The organism is Nocardia sp. NPDC051990 (assembly GCF_040680755.1).
Taxonomy (GTDB): domain Bacteria; phylum Actinomycetota; class Actinomycetes; order Mycobacteriales; family Mycobacteriaceae; genus Nocardia.
In genome coordinates, this window is sequence record NZ_JBFAXH010000005.1 from 192869 (window position 1) to 211238 (window position 18370).

Annotated in this window: 16 protein-coding genes; 14 read left to right on the forward strand and 2 right to left on the reverse strand. The window is 67.0% G+C overall.

Annotation, left to right across the window (positions count from 1 at the left end; translation table 11 throughout):
* The first annotated feature begins 64 nt into the window (after positions 1 to 64).
* Together smc and AB0L63_RS12620 are read left to right on the forward strand one after the other, a co-directional pair.
* Positions 65 to 3679 carry a chromosome segregation protein SMC gene (smc, locus tag AB0L63_RS12615; RefSeq protein WP_364498741.1) on the forward strand — a complete coding sequence of 1205 codons (3615 nt, stop codon included), beginning with the start codon at positions 65 to 67 and terminating at the stop codon, positions 3677 to 3679.
* Between the two features lie 198 nt (positions 3680 to 3877).
* Positions 3878 to 4489, forward strand: a complete 612-nt coding sequence (locus AB0L63_RS12620; protein ID WP_364498743.1) for a helix-turn-helix domain-containing protein — start codon at positions 3878 to 3880, stop codon at positions 4487 to 4489.
* Positions 4490 to 4582: 93 nt separating this feature from the next.
* Here AB0L63_RS12620 and AB0L63_RS12625 read toward each other — a convergent pair whose 3' ends face one another.
* Positions 4583 to 4972 carry a DUF2237 domain-containing protein gene (locus AB0L63_RS12625; protein WP_364498746.1) on the reverse strand — a complete coding sequence of 130 codons (390 nt, stop codon included), beginning with the start codon at positions 4970 to 4972 and terminating at the stop codon, positions 4583 to 4585.
* Positions 4973 to 5083: 111 nt separating this feature from the next.
* Between AB0L63_RS12625 and ftsY the strand changes: the two genes are divergently transcribed.
* From ftsY to AB0L63_RS12685, 12 genes are all read left to right on the forward strand, one after another.
* On the forward strand, positions 5084 to 6685 hold the full coding sequence (gene ftsY, locus AB0L63_RS12630) for a signal recognition particle-docking protein FtsY (RefSeq protein ID WP_364498749.1): 1602 nt from the start codon (positions 5084 to 5086) through the stop codon (positions 6683 to 6685).
* A 210-nt stretch (positions 6686 to 6895) separates the two neighbouring features.
* Positions 6896 to 8275, forward strand: a complete 1380-nt coding sequence (locus AB0L63_RS12635) for an ammonium transporter (RefSeq protein WP_364498752.1) — start codon at positions 6896 to 6898, stop codon at positions 8273 to 8275.
* A 4-nt stretch (positions 8276 to 8279) separates the two neighbouring features.
* Positions 8280 to 8618, forward strand: coding sequence for a P-II family nitrogen regulator (locus AB0L63_RS12640; protein ID WP_040868325.1), 339 nt, complete (start codon positions 8280 to 8282; stop codon positions 8616 to 8618).
* 164 nt (positions 8619 to 8782) lie between these two features.
* On the forward strand, positions 8783 to 11251 hold the full coding sequence (locus tag AB0L63_RS12645; RefSeq protein WP_364498756.1) for a [protein-PII] uridylyltransferase: 2469 nt from the start codon (positions 8783 to 8785) through the stop codon (positions 11249 to 11251).
* A 108-nt stretch (positions 11252 to 11359) separates the two neighbouring features.
* The gene (locus tag AB0L63_RS12650; protein ID WP_364498758.1) at positions 11360 to 11674 is read left to right on the forward strand and encodes a hypothetical protein; all 315 of its coding nucleotides are present in this window, start codon (positions 11360 to 11362) and stop codon (positions 11672 to 11674) included.
* A gap of 168 nt (positions 11675 to 11842) precedes the next feature.
* Entirely contained in the window at positions 11843 to 13405 is a 1563-nt protein-coding gene (ffh, locus tag AB0L63_RS12655; RefSeq protein WP_364498760.1) for a signal recognition particle protein, read from the forward strand.
* Positions 13406 to 13457: 52 nt separating this feature from the next.
* Positions 13458 to 14552: an amidohydrolase family protein gene (locus AB0L63_RS12660; RefSeq protein ID WP_364498762.1), complete on the forward strand. Its 1095-nt coding sequence runs from the start codon at positions 13458 to 13460 to the stop codon at positions 14550 to 14552.
* Positions 14553 to 15136: 584 nt separating this feature from the next.
* A complete protein-coding gene (rpsP, locus tag AB0L63_RS12665) occupies positions 15137 to 15562 on the forward strand; it encodes a 30S ribosomal protein S16 (protein WP_364498765.1) in 426 nt (141 codons plus the stop codon).
* A gap of 47 nt (positions 15563 to 15609) precedes the next feature.
* Entirely contained in the window at positions 15610 to 15852 is a 243-nt protein-coding gene (locus tag AB0L63_RS12670) for an RNA-binding protein (RefSeq protein ID WP_040693288.1), read from the forward strand.
* A complete protein-coding gene (gene rimM / locus AB0L63_RS12675; RefSeq protein ID WP_364498768.1) occupies positions 15853 to 16377 on the forward strand; it encodes a ribosome maturation factor RimM in 525 nt (174 codons plus the stop codon).
* A gap of 25 nt (positions 16378 to 16402) precedes the next feature.
* Positions 16403 to 17092 (forward strand): tRNA (guanosine(37)-N1)-methyltransferase TrmD, encoded by a 690-nt coding sequence (trmD, locus tag AB0L63_RS12680; protein ID WP_364498770.1) that lies wholly within the window; start codon positions 16403 to 16405, stop codon positions 17090 to 17092.
* Between the two features lie 70 nt (positions 17093 to 17162).
* Entirely contained in the window at positions 17163 to 17429 is a 267-nt protein-coding gene (locus AB0L63_RS12685; protein ID WP_364498772.1) for a hypothetical protein, read from the forward strand.
* 26 nt (positions 17430 to 17455) lie between these two features.
* Here AB0L63_RS12685 and AB0L63_RS12690 read toward each other — a convergent pair whose 3' ends face one another.
* Positions 17456 to 18310 carry a LuxR C-terminal-related transcriptional regulator gene (locus AB0L63_RS12690; RefSeq protein ID WP_364498775.1) on the reverse strand — a complete coding sequence of 285 codons (855 nt, stop codon included), beginning with the start codon at positions 18308 to 18310 and terminating at the stop codon, positions 17456 to 17458.
* Positions 18311 to 18370 lie beyond the last annotated feature (60 nt).

Here is an 18370-nt window from a genome sequence, read left to right on the forward strand (position 1 = left end):
TGACTGGTCGCCCTCCTATGGGACGACGAAGTGTCCGACCGCGGGCAGGGAAGGGGCGTCGAATTTGCACCTGAAGAGTCTGACGTTGAAGGGTTTCAAGTCCTTCGCGTCCGCGACGACCTTGCGGTTCGAGCCGGGCATCACCTGTGTGGTCGGCCCGAACGGCTCGGGCAAATCCAATGTCGTCGACGCGCTCACCTGGGTGATGGGCGAGCAGGGTGCGAAGGCGCTGCGCGGCGGCAAGATGCAGGACGTCATCTTCGCCGGTACCTCCGGACGCGCGCCGCTCGGTCGCGCCGAGGTGACGCTGACCATCGACAACTCCGACGGTGCGCTGCCGATCGACTACGCCGAGGTCTCCATTACCCGGCGCATGTTCCGCGACGGCGCGGGTGAATACGAGATCAATGGCAGCTCCTGCCGCCTGATGGATGTGCAGGAACTGCTCAGCGATTCCGGCATCGGCCGGGAAATGCACGTCATCGTCGGACAGGGCCAACTCTCGGCCATCCTGGAATCGCGCCCCGAGGACCGCCGTGCCTTCGTCGAAGAGGCCGCCGGTGTGCTCAAGCACCGCAAGCGCAAGGAAAAGGCGGTCCGCAAACTGGAGGCGATGCAGGCCAACCTGGCCCGCCTCACCGATCTCACCACCGAGCTGCGCCGCCAACTCAAACCGCTCGGGAGACAGGCCGAGGTGGCCCGCCGCGCCCAGACCGTACAGGCCGATCTGCGCGACGCGCGTCTGCGCCTGGCCGCCGACGACCTGGTCACCCGGCGCAACGAGCTGGAGAGTCAGCAGAGCAAAGAGGCGTACGCGCGCGAACAGCAGATCACGGTGCAGACCGAACTCGATGCCGCGAATGCCGCACTGGTGCAGCAGGAATTCCAGCTGTCCCGGCTGAACCCGAGCGCCGAGGCCGCCGCACAGATCTGGTTCCAGCTGTCCGCGCTGGCCGAGCGGGTCAATGCGACCATCCGAATCGCGGGCGACCGCGCCCGCAACCTGCATACCGAACTGCCCGTCGGCAGCGGTCGTGATCCGGAGCAGCTCGAGGCAGAGGCCGAACGGGTGGAAGCCGAGGAGGCCGAACTGCGCGAAGCGGTCGAAATCGCGGCCGAGACCCTGGAGGCCGCGCGCGAGGCACTCGCCGAACGGGAGCAGGCCGCGAAGGCCGCCGAACAGGCGCATCTGGCCGCGGTGCGCGCCATCGCCGACCGGCGTGAGGGGTTGGCCCGGTTGTCCGGTCAGGTCGAAACCCTGCGCACCCGATCCCAGTCGGTGGATGCGGAGGTCACCCGGCTCACCGTCGCCATCGGTGAGGCCCGCCAGCGCGGCGAGGCGGCCCAGGCCGAATTCGAGGCGGGCCAAGCCGAACTCGGTGAACTCGAGGCCGGTGAGGCTGGTCTGGACGCCCAGCACGAGCACGCGGTGCAGGCCCTCGAACTGGCCGATCAGCGCGTGACCGAACTGCGCGAACAGGATCGCGACGCGAGCAAGCGGGTCGCGTCGCTGAGCGCCCGCATCGAAGCATTGGGGATGGGCTTGGCGCGCAAGGACGGCGCCGCCTGGTTGGTCGAGAATCGCGCGCAGGGCCTGCTCGGTCCGCTTTCCGGGCTGATCCGGGTGCACGGTGGTTTCGAGGCCGCTGTCGCCGCGACCCTCGGCCCGCTCGCCGACGCCGTTGCCGCCGACACCGGAGATTCCGCGCATACCGCGGTGCGGGCGTTGAAGGAGGCCGATGGTGGTCGGGCCGCGCTCGTCTTCGATGCCGCGGCCGCGTCGATCACGCCCAACGGTGTATTGCCCGGCGGGGCGCGCTGGCTGGCCGCTGTGGTCGACGGACCGGACAACGTTCGCGCCGCCATTGCGGCGCTGACCGCCGGTGTCGCCGTGGTCGACGATCTCGCCGCCGCAGCCGAACTGGTCCGGGCCCGGCCGGAACTGCGCGTGGTCACCCGCGACGGCGATCTCACCGGAACCGGTTGGGTGCTCGGCGGATCCGATCGCGCACCGAGTCAGCTGGAGATCCAGGCCGATATCGATGCCGCCAAGGCCGATTTGGTCGCAGCGCAACGCCGCGCCGAAGAACTGGAGGCGGCCCTGTCCGGTGCGTTGGCCGAACAAGCCGATCGCAAGGATGCGGTCGATCACGCACTGCTCGCACTGCACGAATCCGATCAGGCCCTGGTCGTGATCTACGACCGCCTCGGCAGGCTCGGCGAGATGGCCCGCACGGCCCAAACGGATATCGACCGGCTCACCGCCCAGCGCGCGGAAACCGAGTCCGGTCGGGAAGAGACACTGGCGGCGCTGGCCGATCTCGAACAACGGCTGCGCCGCATCGAACTCGAATCCGAGGTCGACGACGGCATGGGCGCGGCTGGCACCGAATCCGCCGGCCGCGAGCGCGAGGAGGCCGCCGCCGCACTGGCCGAGGCACGGTCCATGGAGGTGGAGGCCCGCTTGACTGTGCGCACCTCCGAGGAACGCGCGGAATCGGTTCGCGGCAAAGCGGATTCGTTGCGCCGGGCCGCGCGCGCCGAACGCGAGACCAGGGCGCGCGCCGAACGCGCACAGGCCGCGCGCAGACAGGCCGCCGAAGTCGCCGCCGCCGTTGCCGAATCCGGTGCCAAGGTCGCCGCCGAACTGGAATCCGTTGTGGCGCAGGCGGGTGCGCGCCGCGACGAACTGGTACGCCGCCGCACCGAATGCGCTGCCCAGGTCGAACAGGTCAAGGAGCGGGTCCGCGCGCTGACCACCCAGCTGGCCCAACTCACCGACGCCGTGCACCGCGACGAGGTCGCCAAAGCCCAAGCGGCACTGCGCATCGAGCAGATCGAGGCGACCATCGCCGAACAGTTCGGCATCGCGCTGGCCGATCTGATCGCCGAATACGGTCCGGATGTGCCGATGCCGCCATCGGATCTGGAGTGGCAGGAGTACGAGCAAGCCAAGGAGCGCGGCGAACAGGTCAGCGCGCCCGCCCCGATGCCGTACGACCGCAAGACTCAAGAGCGCCGCGCCAAACGCGCCGAGAAGGACCTCGCCACCCTCGGCAAGGTGAATCCCCTTGCGCTGGAAGAGTTCGCGGCGCTCGAGGAGCGCTACAACTTCCTCGCCACTCAGCTCGAGGACGTGAAGAGCGCACGCAAGGATCTGCTGGATGTGGTGGCCGAAGTGGACGCGCGCATCCTGCAGGTGTTCACCGATGCCTACGAGGATGTCGAGCGTGAATTCGTCGGCGTCTTCGCGAAACTGTTTCCGGGCGGCGAGGGCAGGCTGGTGCTGACCGACCCGTCGGACATGCTGACCACCGGTATCGAAGTGGAGGCGCGCCCGCCCGGCAAGAAGGTCAAGCGACTATCGCTGCTGTCCGGCGGCGAGAAGTCGCTGACCGCGGTTGCCCTGCTGGTGGCCATCTTCCGCGCCCGCCCCTCGCCGTTCTACGTGATGGACGAGGTCGAGGCCGCGCTGGACGACACCAATCTGCGCCGTCTCATCGGCCTGTTCGAACAGCTGCGCGAGAAGAGTCAGCTGATCGTCATCACCCACCAGAAGCCGACCATGGAGATTGCCGACGCCCTCTACGGTGTCAGCATGCGCGGCGACGGCATTACCCAGGTGATCAGTCAACGACTGCGCGGGGAGACCCTCACCCCGGTCGGCGCGGCCAGCTGAAGGTAAGGCCGCGATCCAGAGGCCCGCACAGGCAACACGTCTGGTGATCTTTCGGCAACAAGGTACTCGCCAGCCTCAACGACACTCGCCGCACCCGTATCACCCACTACGACGGAAACGACCGCAGCATCGGCGGATTCGGGGCAATGGCCCGAATCCGCCGCAGGCTCTGCTTCGCGGTCCACGCCGGAACCGTCCATGGTCGCCGCGCGGGTCGATGCCCGCCGCAATCGCGCGCTGGTGCTGGCCGCCGCGCAACGCGCCTTCGCCGAACACGGCACCTCGGTCTCATTGGCCGAGGTCGCGCGCAGGGCCGGGGTGGGCGCAGGCACCGTCTATCGACACTTCCCCACGAAAACCGATCTGCTGGAAGCGGTTATGCAACAGCGCATCGACCGGCTGGCGACACTCGCCGTCGAATCTCTCGACGCGCCGGATCCCGGTGCCGCATTCTTCGCGGTCTGTACCGAGGTGGTCAGCTCCGCCCCGCGCAGCCAGACACTCTGCGATGTCATCCAATCCGATGACGGCTGGCCGAAGGCGCGCGGACCGCTGTTGCGGGCTGTCGCGATCATGCTCGACGCCATGCGCGCGAACCCCGCAATCCGGCCCGTAACGAAACCCGATATCGGGGCCGAAACTAGTAACGAAACTGACCATCGTGACGAAACGTCGCATTGTCCGATCTGCGGCACCGAGATCTGCCCCACCGGCACCGGCCGCCCAGCCCGCTACTGTTCCGCGGCCTGCCGCCAGAAGGCGCATCGCCAACGATCGGCCCGCGCCGCACTGGCCGATGCGCTGCGATGACGCCGAGACGGCAGAATGTTCCGGATTCCGCCTGGCGACCGTCTGCCCGGGATGGAACCGGTCTGGACAGACGGTCGGCACGGAGGCACGGAGTCAGAGCAGGTCGCTCACGTCGTCCGGTACGTCGACGGCGTATTTGCGCAAAATATCCATCGAGATCACTTCCAGGGCGTTTTCATGGGTGGCCGCCAGCACCACGGGCGCGGCGACACCGTCCTCGTGGGCGTGTAACCAGCGCACGGCCACCACGCACCACCGGTCCCCCGGCTGCAGGCCCGGGAAGCTGTTCTCCGGCCGCGGCGTACTCAGATCGTTGCCGATGGACGCCTGGTGTTCCAGAAATTCAGCCGTGACGACGGTGCACACGGTATGGCTGCCCAGATCCTCCGGCCCGGTGCTGCAGCAGCCGTCCCGGTAGAAGCCGGTGAGAGGATCGGTGCCGCACTCTTCCAGCGGCCCCCCAAGCACGTTTCGATCGGTCACGTCGCCGATATTATTGTCTCATCGCGAGAAGTTCCGCAGGACAAGAAATCTCGGGGGCTGTGTGTCGGGTCCGGGACGCTGTGGTAATGCGCAGGACCTGGTTCTGCAAGGATGGTCGGCGTGAGTTCCGAAGCCTGGATCCTGATCGCCGTTGTCGCCGCCCTGTTGGTGGTGGCGTTTGTCGCTGGATTCGTCCTGTACAAGCGCCGTCGCGTCACGCTGACGCCACCCACCGCCGACAAAGAACTGACCGACCGGTCGGGTGGTTACGCGGCCTCGGGTGGCTTCAACTTCAGTCAGGGCGGCACGGCCACCGCGACACGCCCGGAGCCCGCGCCGATCGAGCGAACCGATACCGAGGGGCAGCCCCACATCGGTGATGACGCGGCGATTCCGCGTGACGCGCCGAAGCGTGGCATCACCAATGTGCCGCTACCCGAGGGCGATGTCGAAATCACGGAGCCCCCTTCGGTCGAAACCGATGGCGCCGCCACCACGGCCGAATCGACAACGGCCACGGTCGATTCGGATACCGAGGTCGAATCGGATGCGGCGCCGGCCCCGCCCACGAGCGCCGATGCTGCCGCGTCCTCGGACACCACCGCGGCTGCGGACCTCACCACCGCCGCGGACCCCGGAACCGCCGCGCCGACCGACACCGGCGCGCCAACGGACATCGCCCCGCCCGCAGCCACCACCGCACCAGCGGCAACCCCGGAACAAGCCTCCGTGGAAGCCGTCCCCGAACCCACCGCCGCCGACGCGGCCACCGCCCCTGCCCTGGACTACATCGAGCCCACCGCGGGCCGCTTGGTCCGGCTGCGCGGCCGTCTGTCCCGTTCCCAGAACGCCGTCGGCAAGAGCCTGCTCGGCCTGCTCGGCGGCGGCGACCTGGACGACGACTCCTGGGAAGAGGTCGAAGACACCCTGGTCTTGGCCGATCTCGGCACCGCGAGCACCGCCGCGGTGGTGGATCGGCTGCGCGAGGAAATGGCCACACGCAGCGTCCGCAATACCGAACAGGCGCGCGCCGTGCTGCGCGAGGTACTGATCGAGGCACTGCGCCCCGAACTCGACCGCTCGGTGCGCGCGCTCCCGCACGACGACCATCCGTCGATCCTGCTGGTCGTCGGCGTCAACGGCACCGGAAAGACCACCACGACCGGCAAACTCGCCCGCGTACTCGTCGCCGACGGACGCCGGGTCCTACTCGGCGCCGCCGATACCTTCCGCGCCGCCGCCGCCGATCAGCTGCAGACCTGGGGTGAACGGGTGGGCGCGGATACGGTTCGTGGCCGGGAGGGCGCGGATCCGGCGGCCGTCGCCTTCGACGCGGTCAGCGCGGGGATCGAGGGCGGCGTCGATGTCGTCATGATCGATACCGCGGGCCGACTGCACACCAAGACCGGTCTGATGGACGAACTCGGCAAGGTCAAGCGCGTGGTGGAGAAGAAGGCCGCGGTCGACGAGGTCCTGTTGGTCCTGGACGCCACCGTCGGACAGAACGGTCTCATGCAGGCCCGCGTCTTCGCGGAGGTCGTCGATATCACCGGCGTCGTGCTCACCAAACTGGACGGAACGGCCAAGGGGGGCATCGTCTTCCAGGTGCAGCACGAACTCGGTGTTCCGGTGAAGCTGGTCGGCCTCGGCGAGGGCGCCGACGACCTGGCTCCCTTCGAACCCGCGGCCTTCGTGGACGCCCTCTTGGGCTGACCAACTGGCGGCGACAGGCAGCGCGGACACAACCACGCCGCGCGGAGCGCGGCCATCGAACACCGCCAGGAAACGCGGTAGCAACACAACTGCCCCACGCGTCACTTAGGCGAAACACAGCATCATCACGGATGAAACACCGAATAAGGACCCTTCTGTGCAGGTCCAATTGCCGGAGTCGGCTGGGCCCGAGATGAGGAGGACATTGAGGTGGCTTTTCCCCTTACCGGCGCACCGAACACCGGTGACACCGCCTGGATGCTGGCCAGTTCAGCGCTCGTGTTGTTGATGACGCCCGGCCTGGCGTTTTTCTATGGCGGCATGGTCCGCTCCAAGAATGTGCTCAACATGATCATGATGAGCATCAGCGCCATGGGGCTGGTCGGCGTGCTGTGGTCGCTATACGGATACTCGACCGCGTTCGGCAACAACAAGTTCGGCGTGATCGGCGATCCGGCGCAGTTCTTCGGTCTCAAGGGTCTGATCGGCGGCAATTCGGTTGCCGAGGTCAAGGACGCCGCGGGCACCGTCACCACCGAGGCCGTGAACATTCCGCTCGCGGGCACCATTCCCGCGACCGTATACGTCGCGTTCCAGCTGATGTTCGCGATCATCACGGTTGCCCTCATCTCGGGTGCGGTCGCTGACCGCCTGAAGTTCGGCTCCTGGCTGCTGTTCACCGGTATCTGGGCGACAGTCGTCTACTTCCCGGTCGCGCACTGGGTCTTCGACTTCGACGTCAAGGATGCCGACGGCAATATCGTGCACGAGGGCGGTTGGATCGCCAACAAGCTGCTCGCGGTCGACTTCGCCGGTGGTACCGCGGTCCATATCAATGCCGGTGCGGCGGGCCTGGCCCTGGTACTCGTCCTCGGTAAGCGCAAGGGCTGGCCGAGCACCCCGTTTCGTCCGCACAACCTGCCATTCGTCATGCTGGGCGCCGGTCTGCTGTGGTTCGGCTGGTTCGGGTTCAACGCCGGTTCGGCGGTCACCTCGGGTGGTCTGGCCGGTTCGACCTTCATTACCACCACCCTCGCGACCTGCGCCGCGATGCTGGCCTGGCTGCTGGTGGAGAAGTTCCGCGACGGCAAGCCCACCTCGCTGGGTGCGGCATCGGGTGTGGTGGCCGGTCTGGTCGCGATCACTCCGTCCTGTTCCTCGGTCAACGTGGTCGGAGCCCTGACGATCGGCTTCGTGGCCGGTGCGGTCTGTGCGCTGGCGGTCGGCCTGAAGTTCAGGTTCGGCTTCGACGATTCACTCGATGTGGTCGGCGTACACCTCGTCGGCGGCATTATCGGCACTCTGATGGTCGGCCTGGTCGCGGCTCCGGAGGCGGGCGCGGGCAAGACCGGCCTGTTGTACGGCGGCGGTTTCGACCAGCTGTGGCGGCAGGCCGTCGGTGCCGGTGCGGTACTTGCGTTTTCCTTCATCGCGACCCTGATCGTTGCCTATATCGTGAAGTTCACCATTGGGCTGCGCGCCAGCGGGGAAGCCGAGTCGGTGGGCATGGACGAATCCGAGCACGCTGAAACGGCATACGATTTCGCTGCTGTGGGTGGCACGGCACGTACCGCCGTCAAGGAGGCATGACGACATGAAACTGATCACCGCAATCGTCAAACCGTTCACTCTGGAGGACGTCAAGTCCGGGCTGGAGCAGGCGGGTGTGCTGGGCATGACGGTCAGCGAGGTACAGGGCTATGGCCGCCAGAAGGGCCACACCGAGGTGTACCGCGGCGCGGAGTACTCGGTGGATTTCGTGCCGAAGGTTCGGGTCGAGGTGGTCGTGGACGATGCATCGGTCGACAAGGTCGTCGAGGTGATCGTCGAGGCCTCCCGCACCGGCAAGATCGGTGACGGCAAGGTCTGGGTGACCCCGGTGGAGTCGATCATCCGAGTGCGGACGGGCGAACGCGGTACCGACGCGCTGTAACCGCGACGCGTGCGACGGACCCGGAGGCGGTAGCGCAGCGTGGCCACGTAGGGCCCGGGAGCGTCGCGATCCAACTCGAGCAAATCGATATCGAGCGGCGGCCCCGCTCCCACCGGATAGCCCGGTCGGGGCGGGGCCGTACGCATGTGGATGGACGGTGATTTGTGGGTAGTCACGAGCAAGACGGCAGACGGGTAGCCGACGATGTCGGCACGAACGTCTCTCATGACGCGACCGACTTGGTTCGGGCACGCAATCAATTGCTCGAGGGCGGACTGCCCCGTAATCCGCGGCTGGACGCGGAATCTCTGCGTTCGGCGCTGGTCGATCTGTTCGACCTGTGGCTGACGACCAAGGGCACCGAACTCGGCATCGACCGCGACAGCGGTCTCGCGGTGGTCGCCGTCGGTGGTCTGGGTCGCAAGGAGATGCTGCCGTATTCCGATCTGGATCTGGTGTTGCTGCACGGTGACGTCGATCCGGCGCGGGTGGCCGAGGTGGCCGATCAGCTCTGGTATCCGCTGTGGGACGCGCATATCAAGCTCGACCACAGCGTACGCACCGTGTCGCAGGCATTGCGGGTGGCCTCCGACGATCTCGTCGCGGCCCTTGGCATGCTCGAGGCCAGGCACATCGTCGGCGATATGGAGCTGAGCAATCTGCTGATCGACGGAGTGCGCAGGGAATGGCGGACCGGAATCCGGTCGCGCTTCGACGAATTGCTCGAACAGGCCGAGACCAGATGGCAGCGCAGCGGTGCGATCGCCCATCGCGCAGAACCCGATCTGAAGAACGGGCGCGGCGGATTGCGCGATATTCAATTGCTCGACGCGCTGGCCATCGCCCAGCTGACCGATGCGATGCCGGGGCTCGGGCCGGACGTGCCGGGCGGCGGTCTGAAGCATGCGCGGCGCCGTTTGCTGGATGTTCGCACGGAGCTGCATCGGGTGGCGGGCCGGGCGCGCGATCAGCTGCGCGCCCAGGATGCCGACGAGATCGGCGCGGCCTTGCGCATCGGTGACCGTTTCGATCTCGCTCGCACACTGAGCGATTCGGCGCGGACGGTGAGTTATTCCGTCGATGTCGGCCTGCGCACCGCGGCCAATGCGCTACCGCGTCGTGGCCTCGCTCGGCTGCGACGCATGCCGGTTCGTCGACCACTCGATGAGGGGGTGGTCGAACACGCGGGGGAGGTGGTGTTGGCGCGGGATGCGCGGCCGCAGCGCGATCCCGGACTGATCCTGCGGGTGGCCGCGGCATCGGCGCAGACGGGGCTGCCGATGTCCGCGACCACGCTCAATCGACTCTCCGAGGATGCGCCGGAGCTGCGTGAACCCTGGCCGAAAGATGCGCTCAACGACCTGTTGATCCTGCTCGGAGCCGGTCGCGGTGTCATCGATGCGGTCGAGGCGCTGGACCGAACGGGCTTGTGGGGCAGGCTCCTCCCCGAATGGGGTGCGGTGCGCGACCTGCCGCCGCGCGATGCGCTGCACACCTGGACCGTGGACCGGCACCTGATGGAGACAGTCGCCTACGCCAGCGTGTCGAGCACCCACGTGGCGCGTCCCGACCTGTTGATGTTCGGTGCGCTGCTGCACGATATCGGCAAGGGCCGGGCCGGTGACCACAGCATTGTCGGCGCCGAACTGGCCACCCACATCGGGCGACGGCTCGGCCTGTGGCCATCGGACGTGCGAACGCTCAGCGCCATCGTGCGCCACCATTTGTTGTTGCCCGACACCGCGACTCGGCGCGATCTGGCCGATCCCGACACCGTGCAATTCGTCGTCGATGCCCTCGGCGGCGACGTGCAACTGCTCGAACTGTTGCACACCTTGGCCGAGGCCGATGCGCTGGCCACCGGACCCGGTGTGTGGGGCGATTGGAAGGCCTCGCTGATCGGAGAACTCGTGCACCGCTGCCGCCTGGTCATGGCGGGGGGCGAGCTGCCGCAGCCGGAATCGATCGCACCCGAGCTGCTGGCCAAGGCCGCGGCGGGCGGTGTGCACGTCGATCTGCGGCCCGGCGAGGGCAAGTACACCTACACGGTCACCGTGATCGCGCCGGATACGCCGGGTCTGCTCTCGGATGCCGCTGGGGTGCTGGCCGTGCATTCGCTGCGCGTGCTCTCGGCGACTGTCGGCGGCGAAGGTACCTCCGCCATCAATAGCTTCGTGGTCTCCCCGAAGTTCGGCGATCCGCCGGACGGTGGACTGTTACGACAGGAGCTGATCCGGGCGACCGCGGGCGATCTGGATCTGTCGGCGCTGCTGGCGAAGCGGGAGCGCGAGTCCACCGGGGCTCGCCCGAGCCCGTATGCGCAGGCACAGCCCCGGGTGATCTGGTCGGCGACCACGACCCCCGGCCAGGTGGTCCTCGAATTGCGCGCCGAGGACCGGATCGGCCTGCTCAGTCGGTTGGCCGCGGCATTTGCCCAATGCGGCGCCGATGTGCGCTGGGCGAAGGTGGTGACCATGGGTTCCGTGGTGGTCGACGCCTTCGGTCTCGACCTCGGCGTCGACATTCCGGAGCGTCGCGAAACCATCGAAAAGGCGGTTATGGGCGTGGTTCCGCGCCCTGCCCCGAAGTCACCGGAGGGAGTCGGACCACCCGGTACCAACTCGGGCTCCTGACCGGGCAGATTGACATTTGCACATGATTTGCTGAAAGCATATGCAGCAGGCTCGCCGCACCCTACTATCAGAGCGTCTGGCTATCGCGAGCATGAGGGGAGCAGGTCGGTGGCAATTGAAGTCGTTTCGGCGTCGATGATGACGAGTGACGAGACCACGCATATGGCGCGTTGCGTCGGCGGTGATCGGTGGGTGGTCTCCTGGCTGCCCGGCCGGACCCTGTCCGGACAGCAGGCTGTGACCGCTATGACAATTGCCACCACTGTTGCTACCCACGATGTGCCGACCGATGCCGACTGGGCCATGCTCGACGACTTGGCCCTCGAGGTTGGTCTCACCGGTCGGGAGGCGGTTTTCATGGTTGCGCAGGAGAACCACGACTACCGCAGAACCGCCAAACCGCGCCGCCGCGCGCTGGAATAACGCCGCGAAGCGAGCACCCCTTGTGCGAACGCTGTTTGCAATTATGGCGCTCGCGGGTCCCTCTGTGGTTACGCTGCGCTTCCTCCTCTGGGCCCGTCGCTCGCGCTGGGGCGAGTCCCATTACCCTGGGATACCAAGTGACGTCCCACGAGATCAGGAGCGCGATCGGTGTTCGAATCCCTGTCCGACCGGCTTACCGGTGCCCTCAAGGATCTTCGCGGTAAGGGGCGTCTGTCACCGGCCGACATCGACGCGACCTGTCGCGAGATTCGCTTGGCCCTGCTCGAGGCCGACGTCGCGCTGCCCGTGGTGCGCGGTTTCATCGCCAAGATCAAGGAGCGGGCCAAGGGGGCGGAGGTCTCCGCGGCCCTCAATCCGGCCCAGCAGGTCGTCAAGATCGTCAACGAGGAGCTCATCGGGATCCTCGGCGGAGAAACCCGCAGGCTGACCCTCGCCAAGAACCCGCCGACGGTGATCATGCTCGCCGGTCTGCAGGGTTCCGGTAAGACGACCCTGGCTGGCAAGCTCGCGAAATGGCTGAAGGGACAGGGGCATCAACCCCTTCTGGTGGCCTGCGACCTGCAGCGTCCCGGCGCGGTGACCCAGCTGCAGGTGGTCGGTGAGCGCGCTGGTGCGCCCGTCTTCGCGCCGCATCCGGGTACCTCCATCGGCGGTGGTGAGAATCCGCTCGGCATTTCGGCGGCCGATCCGGTCGCGGTGGCCTACGCCGGTGTCGAGGAGGCGCGCAGCAAGCAGTACGACGTGGTCATTGTCGACACCGCCGGTCGTCTCGGTATCGACGCCGAGTTGATGGCGCAGGCCGCAGGCATCCGCGATGCGGTCAAGCCCGACGAGACGCTATTTGTGCTCGACGCGATGATCGGTCAGGACGCCGTCAATACCGCGGAGGCCTTCCGCGACGGCGTCGGCTTCACCGGCGTCGTGCTCACCAAGCTCGACGGTGATGCCCGCGGTGGTGCCGCGCTGTCGGTCCGTAATGTGACCGGTGCGCCGATCATGTTCGCCTCCACCGGTGAGAAGCTCGAGGACTTCGATGTCTTCCATCCGGACCGGATGGCCTCGCGCATCCTCGGCATGGGTGACGTGCTGAGCCTGATCGAGCAGGCCGAGCAGGTCTACGACCAGCAGCAGGCCGAGGAAGCCGCTCGCAAGATCGGCAGCGGCGAGATGACGCTCGAGGACTTCCTCGATCAGATGCTCGCCATCCGCAAGATGGGCCCTATCGGCAACCTGCTCGGCATGCTCCCTGGTGCGGGGCAGATGAAAGACGTGCTGGCCCAGGTCGACGATAAGCAGCTCGACCGGGTGCAGGCGATCATCCGCGGTATGACCCCGGCCGAACGTGCGAACCCGAAGATCATCAACGCATCTCGCCGCCTGCGCATCGCCAATGGCTCCGGCGTGCAGGTCTCCGAGGTCAACCAGCTCGTCGACCGTTTCTTCGACGCCAAGAAGATGATGGCCATGATGGGCCGCCAGATGGGCCTGCCCGGTTCGCGCCGCGGCAATACCAAGAAGGGCAAGAAGGGCAAGAAGGGTGGGCGCGGACCGACGCCGCCGAAGATGCGCGGCGGGCTCCCCGGCATGCCTGGTATGCCCGGTATGCCCGCGGGGATGCCGGATCTGTCCGGAATGCCCGCCGGGTTGGACCAGTTGCCACCCGGGCTGGAGGGTTTCGACCTGTCCAAGCTGAATTTCCCCAAGAAGTAGGGCGTTTCGGCGTCGCGCTGCGACCGTGCCGACGACGCCGAGGAGGTTTGCTGTGCATCTACGGGGTGTGGTGCTCCCTGATGGCGAGGTGCGTGACCTGTGGGTGCGGGATGGGCTGGTGTCGTTCGAGCCCATCGCGGGGGCCGAAACACTGTGCGGCACAGGGTGGATCGTGCCCGGACTCGTCGATGCGCACTGTCATGTCGGGATCCGCTACGGCGGGGGCAACGAGGATCGGGAGGGGGCGATCGCGCAGGCCGAGATCGAGCGGGACGCGGGTGCGTTGCTGCTGCGCGATGCGGGGGCACCGATCGACACGCAGTTCATCGATGAGCATGAGGAGTTGCCGCGGATCATCCGCGCAGGCCGCCACATCGCTCGCCCACGGCGATATATCCGGGAGCTCGGCATCGAACTCGACGATGAGCGCGATCTGCCGGAGATCGTCGCCGAACAGGCTCGGTTCGGCGATGGCTGGGTGAAGATCGTCGGGGACTGGATCGATCGCTCGGTGGGCGATCTGCGACCGCTGTGGAGCGATGCGATCCTGAAGGAGGCGATCGACGCCGCGCATGCCAACGGGGCGCGGGTGACGGCTCATGTCTTCGGCGAGGATGCGCTGCCCGGCCTGATCAACGCGGGCATCGACTGTATCGAACACGGCACCGGCCTGACCGACGACACCATCGAGCTGATGGCCGAACACGGCACCGCACTGGTCCCGACGCTGATCAATATTGATACCTTCCCCGAAATCGCCGACAGCGCAGGCAAATTCCCCATCTACGCCGCGCATATGCGCGATCTGCACGCGCGCGTGCGCCGCACCGTCGCCCATGCGCACGATGCGGGCGTTCCGATCTACGCGGGCACCGATGCGGGTGGATCCATCCGCCACGGCCGCATTGCCGACGAAATCGCCGCCCTCTCCGGTGCGGGCCTGTCGAAACACGACGCACTCGGCGCCGCATCCTGGAATGCCCGCACCTGGCTCGGCCGCCCGAGCATCGAAGCCGGCGCCCCCGCGGATTTCGTTGTCTACCAAGAAGACCCGCGTATCAACCCCGCCGCCCTCGCCACTCCCCAATACGTCGTGCTGCGTGGCCGCCTCGTCAAAACCCACAACCCGGTCACCGGCCACCGCTGACCCTCCGCATACCGTGCGGGCATCTCACAGGCAATGGGTTGTCTCCTGCGGCAGCACCTCCCTCCACTACTGACAGGACATCCCGAAGCCCGAAGCCCGAAAGCCCGTGCCGCCGCCGTTCGCGAGGCATCGCGGGTGCTGCGCCGCACGTCCGCCTTGAATCGCCTCGTGCGCGCTATTTGGCCCCGGGGCCTGTTCCGATCGCCGTCAACACGGTGGATCTGCGCTGAGTCGCTGCCGACCGAGCGTCGTAATACCGCTCCGACGTCGTGCCGCTGTGCTATCGAACGGGTAAGTCGATTGTCAGCTGAACAGGTTCGCCACCCCGCTGCTCGTGCCGCGAATGCCTCCGAGCGTGGCCCGCGCAAGGCTGGGCGCCAGCAATTCCATCGCCGCGTCACCGCCGATTTCGGTAGCGGGGACCGGTCTGGCACAATGGACCATCGTCCTTCCTGGACAAGTGTCAGCCCGTCTCCGGTTACGTACCGCGCGGCGGTCACACACTCCAAGCGCAAAACCGGGCTCGCAGACCGTGTGGGTCGCTGAATTGCGCCGTGACCAACCACTGAAAGGCAGATCAGCACATGGCTGTTCGCATCAAGCTCACCCGTCTCGGCAAGATCCGCAACCCGCAGTACCGCGTGGTCATCGCCGACGCTCGTACCCGTCGTGACGGCCGTGCCATCGAGAACGTCGGCAAGTACCACCCGAAGGAAGAGCCGTCGCTGATCGAGATCGACTCCGAGCGCGTGCAGTACTGGCTTGGCGTCGGCGCGCAGCCGACCGAGGCCGTGCAGCGGCTGCTGGAGATCACCGGCGATTGGCAGAAGTTCAAGGGCCTGCCGGGTGCCGAGGGCACCCTGAAGGTGAAGCCCGCGAAGCCCTCCAAGCTGGACCTGTTCAACGCCGCGCTGGCCGCCGCCGACAACGAGCCGGTCGCCGAGGCTGTCACCCCCAAGAAGAAGGCCACCAAGAAGGACGAGGCCGCCGAGACCGAGGCTGCTGAATAACCCGTGAGTGAGCGCAGCGAGCGAATCATGGGCACAGAGGCGCAGTCATGAGCGCCGTCGTCGCCGATGCCGTGGAACATCTGGTTCGCGGCATTGTCGCCAACCCGGATGACGTCCGGGTCGAGCTGATCACTGGACGCCGCGGCCGCACCGTCGAGGTGCACGTCAATCCCGATGACTTGGGCAAGGTGATCGGTCGCGGCGGTCGTACCGCGACCGCGCTGCGCACCCTCGTCGCCGGCATCGGCGGCCGGGGCATCCGGGTCGACGTGGTCGATACCGACGCCTAAATGGAACTCGTCGTAGGCCGGGTCGCCAAGTCGCACGGTGTGCGCGGCGAGCTGGTCGTCGAGATACGCACCGACGACCCCGACGCGCGTTTCGCACCCGGTGCGCGGCTGCGTGGGCGGGCGGCGCGATCCAGCGAAGTCCGTGAGTTCACCGTGGAGTCGGCCCGAGAGCATTCGGGCCGACTTCTCCTGCAACTCGTCGGCGTCTCCGACCGCACCGCCGCCGATGCGCTGCGCGGCACGCTGTTCGTCGTGGACAGTGCGGAGCTGCCGCCGTCGGAGGATCCCGACGAGTTCTACGACCACGAGTTGGAGGGACTGACCGTCCAGCTCACCGATGGCACCGTGGTCGGCAAGGTCACCGAGGTGCTGCATTCGGCTGCGGGAGAATTGCTTTCGGTGTGCGCTGCCGATGACGGCAGGGAGATCCTGATCCCGTTCGTCACCGCGATCGTTCCGACGGTCGCACTCGCCGATCAACTGGTCGTCATCGATCCACCCGAGGGTCTGCTCGATCCGGAGTAGCCGATCCACCGGGACAGAGGACAGCATGAAACTCGATGTCGTCACGATTTTTCCGGAGTATCTGGAGCCGCTGCGAACGGCGTTGCTGGGCAAGGCCATCGACAAGGGCCTGATCTCCCTCGACGTGCACGATCTGCGTCGCTGGACGCACGACGTGCACAAGTCCGTCGACGATTCGCCCTACGGCGGTGGGCCGGGCATGGTCATGAAGCCGACGGTCTGGGGCGATGCCCTCGACGAGGTCTGTCCAGATGACGCCCTGCTCGTGGTGCCGACGCCCGCCGGCGTGCCCTTCACCCAGGCCACCGCGCAACGCTGGACGACCGAGAAACACCTGGTATTCGCTTGTGGCCGTTATGAAGGCATCGATCAACGCGTCTTCGATGACGCCGCCCGCCGGGTTCGCGTCGAAGAGGTCAGCATCGGTGACTACGTCCTCATCGGCGGTGAAGCCGCGGTTCTCGTCATGGTCGAGGCCGTGGTCCGCCTGCTCCCCGGCGTGCTCGGCAATCAGCAATCCCACCAAGAGGATTCATTTTCCGACGGACTGCTCGAGGGGCCGAGCTACACACGGCCCGTTTCCTGGCGCGGCCTCGAAGTGCCGCCGATCCTGCTGTCCGGTGATCATGCCAAGGTAGCCGCGTGGCGGCGTGAACAGTCGCTCGCCCGGACCCGCGAACGGCGTCCGGATCTCCTTGCCGACACCGAAGACTGAACTCGTAACCTTTACGCCTCTTGAATGTATCGTTAATTAACGGCGCGTTAAACAACGGTAGGTGGCTATAGTGACAGTGGCTCGGTTCGGGACCGTGCGTCGAGCGGTGGCCTCGACTCTGCTCGGCGGCGCGATGCTGGTCTTATCGGACCTGGTCGCACCGGAACTCGTCGAAGTCAGAGTCGCCGCGGATCGGGACACCCATGAGCCGGATGTCGGCCGCAGCGGCAATAGTGCAGGTCAGCGCGGCCGCAGTAGCAACCACGGCCAATACAAGGGCCGCACCGAGCGCCCATGCGAGTACACTCCCGAAGGCGTCTGCACCGGCGGCCGCTGACCGGTCGTCCTGCGGGAGTTCGTCGGTCAGGGCAGGAGGCCGAGTCGTCTGGCGGTGACGACCGCCTCGTGGCGGGAGTGTGCGTCGAGTTTGGTCATGGCGTTGCGTAGGTAGCTTTTGACGGTTTCGGGGCCTAGTGATAGGCGTTGGGCGGCTTCCTGGTTGGTGCAGCCGAGTGCGATCTCGGAGAGTACATCGAGTTCTCGTCGGGACAGGCGCGGGCCATCCGCAGGTGGGGCGCCGACCAGGACCCGCGTGAGGCGTTCGCATACCGAATGTAGGCGTTCGCGTAGGCCTTCGTCCTCGGCCGAGCGGGCCACGCCGCGCAGTTCGGCATTGATCTCACGGAGTTCCTCGGCGATGGCGGATGCGGTATCGGGTGCGGGCGTGGTCATTTCCAGCAGGCGCAGGCGACGGTCCACCTCGTCGCGGATGGTGATCTCGGTGGCCAGGCGGCGGCCGGCCGCGACGACCAGATCGGCGGTGCGGTCGCCGAGTGGTGTGGCGCCGCGGGTGGCGGCGTAGAGCACCGCACGGGAGCGGTCGTCGACCACAACGGGCACCGCGACCACCGAGCGGATGCGTTCGCCGGAGACCGGAGCGTCGTAGTGGTGGGTGATCTCCGAGGCGTTGCGGTAGTCGGTGACCGAGGCGGGTCGGCGCATATCTATGACTCGGCCACCCAGCCCGGAGGTGCGCAGCACGGTCAGTCCGCGCAGGCCATTGGTGACAGTGCCGACGAATTCGGTGAGCAACAGCGCGTCGTCGTGCACCTCGCCGCCGAACACCACCGGTACGCCGGCCTTATTCGCCACCCAGCGGATCTCCGCGCGCAACGCATCGCCGTCGCGCGGCCGCAGCAGCGCGGTGATGTGGGTCAAAAGACTCACCCCTTTTCGGGGGTAGTGCCGGACATGGTGTGACCCACATCCTATGGGAGA

Coding starts and splice junctions, on each gene's coding strand:
- rimM (WP_364498768.1), top strand. CDS start 15,853: ATGGAACTCGTCGTAGGCCGGGTCGCCAAGTCGCACGGTGTGCGCGGC.
- AB0L63_RS12670 (WP_040693288.1), top strand. CDS start 15,610: ATGAGCGCCGTCGTCGCCGATGCCGTGGAACATCTGGTTCGCGGCATT.
- ftsY (WP_364498749.1), top strand. CDS start 5,084: ATGGTCGGCGTGAGTTCCGAAGCCTGGATCCTGATCGCCGTTGTCGCC.
- AB0L63_RS12620 (WP_364498743.1), top strand. CDS start 3,878: ATGGTCGCCGCGCGGGTCGATGCCCGCCGCAATCGCGCGCTGGTGCTG.
- trmD (WP_364498770.1), top strand. CDS start 16,403: ATGAAACTCGATGTCGTCACGATTTTTCCGGAGTATCTGGAGCCGCTG.
- AB0L63_RS12640 (WP_040868325.1), top strand. CDS start 8,280: ATGAAACTGATCACCGCAATCGTCAAACCGTTCACTCTGGAGGACGTC.
- rpsP (WP_364498765.1), top strand. CDS start 15,137: ATGGCTGTTCGCATCAAGCTCACCCGTCTCGGCAAGATCCGCAACCCG.